The sequence below is a fragment of the Streptomyces coryli genome (assembly GCF_011044975.1).
Lineage (GTDB): Bacteria > Actinomycetota > Actinomycetes > Streptomycetales > Streptomycetaceae > Streptomyces > Streptomyces coryli.
This window is the reverse complement of record NZ_JAAKZV010000506.1, coordinates 1-1,734: the sequence shown is the minus strand read 5'-3', so window position 1 is coordinate 1,734 and position 1,734 is coordinate 1. Positions and strand designations below refer to the sequence as shown.

General features: G+C 76.3%; 1 protein-coding gene. It reads right to left on the bottom strand.

What is annotated here, in order from left to right; all coding sequences use genetic code 11:
• Positions 1–1,724: acyltransferase domain-containing protein (locus G5C51_RS41760; RefSeq protein ID WP_338118511.1), on the bottom strand; the 1,724-nt coding region annotated here is incomplete at its 3' end.
• Between the last annotated feature and the right edge of the window lie 10 nt (positions 1,725–1,734).

Sequence of the window (1,734 nt, the reverse complement as noted above, 5' to 3'; positions counted from 1 at the left end):
GTTTCGGTGCGGGTGGGGTGTGCCCGGTCGGTGGGGGTGGCCTGCCCGCGGTCGATGGCCTGGGCCCGCCCGCGGTCGGTGGCGGTGGTCCGCCCGCGCCCGGTGGCGGTGGTCCGCCCGCGCCCGGTGGCCGTGGTCCGCCCGCGCCCGGTGGCCGTGGTCCGCTCTCGTCCGGCGGACGCCGCCTGCTCGGGTCCGGTGACCGTCGCCCCTCCCCGCTGGGCGGGCGTCACCCGCTCCCGCTCCCGTTCCCATTCCCGTTCCAGAACGGTGCGTTCGTCCCGCGCCCGAGGCGCGTAGCCGCTTGGCGCCGGAGCCGCGGAAGGCGACCCCGCCGCAGCCAGCACGGCGGCCGCGGAGCTCGCCGTCTCCGCCAGGGCCGCGTGCAGCTCGGCCGCCGCGGGGTGATGGTCCGCGTGGCGGGCCAGTGCCGTCAGGGCGTCGCCCGCGCTGCCGGAGCGCGCCGCCCCGCCGAGCGCGGCCCCGGCAGCTGTCGCCTCCGCGGGCGCCGCCCGCACCGCGTCCCGGACAGCCGAGCGCAGCTCATCCCGTATCCCGTCCGGCAAGGACACCAGCGCGCCGCCGAGATCGAGACGGACCGGCGCCGATGCGCGGCTGCGTGGGGCCGGGGCGCGGCCGACCGAGCGGCCTTCTGTCCACAGAGCTGTGGAGACGCGGCGGAGCTGGGCCAGGCCGCTCCGGCGGGGGGAGTTGGCCGCCACTGCCAGGAAGTCGCGGCCCTGCAGTGTGTCGGTGATGAGCGAGGCCAGTTGGCCTGTGCCCACCTGGACGAATACGCGGAAGCCGGCCGCGTACATGGCCTCGATCAGCGGGCGGAATCGGACCGGCTCGAGGAGGTGGCGTACGAACAACTCCCGGATGGGTTCCGCGCCTTCGGGGTATGGGGCGGCCGTGGTGCCCGACCACACCGGTATGCGCGCCGGTCGCACCCGGGTGCGGCGTACGCCTTCCGTCAGCGGTCCGAGGTATGGCGCCAGCATCGGCGTGTGGAAGCCGGAGCGGAACGGCAGGACCTGTGCGATCACTCGCTCCGCCCGGAAGTCCGCGACGAGGTCGGCCACCGCATTCTCGGGGCCGCAGACCATTGACTGGCCGGGGGCGTTGTCGTGGCTGAGCACGATGTCCGTACGGCCGCCGAGGACCGCCTCGACCCGTTCGGCGGGGGCGCCGACGGCGGCGAAGACCACGCCCGGGACGCGTAGCGAGTCGGGGTCGAAGGGGCCGAGGAGTTCGTCCGCGGCGGCGTCGTCGTAGAGGCCGCCCGCGTACATCGCCGACCACTCGCCGATGCTGTGCCCGGCGACCGCGTCCGGTACGAGCCCGAGCTTGCGCAGCGCCGCGTCGAGGACCCGGCCGACGCCGAGGACGCCGAGGCCGTGCCGGGCCACGTCGCCGACCTCGGCGGCGCCGGGGCGGGGCAGCCCGAAGTGCTCGGCGACCTCGTCGACCTGCGGCTCGAACTCGGCTTCCAGGCCGGGGAAGACGAAGGCCAGCTTGCCCGTCCCGGCGGTCAGCAGCGGCTCGGGGGTGAACCAGACGTCGCCCTTGCCGCGCCAGGGTCTCCCGCGCTCGACGGCGCGGCGGGCGAGGGCGAGGCGGCGGGCGTCGGGGGCGACGATGCCGAGGCGGACCTGGCCGGGGCCGGGGTCTTCGCCCGAGCGGGCGAGGAGTTCGGTGTCGGGGGCGGTGAGCAGGGTGGCCACTGTCTCTTAT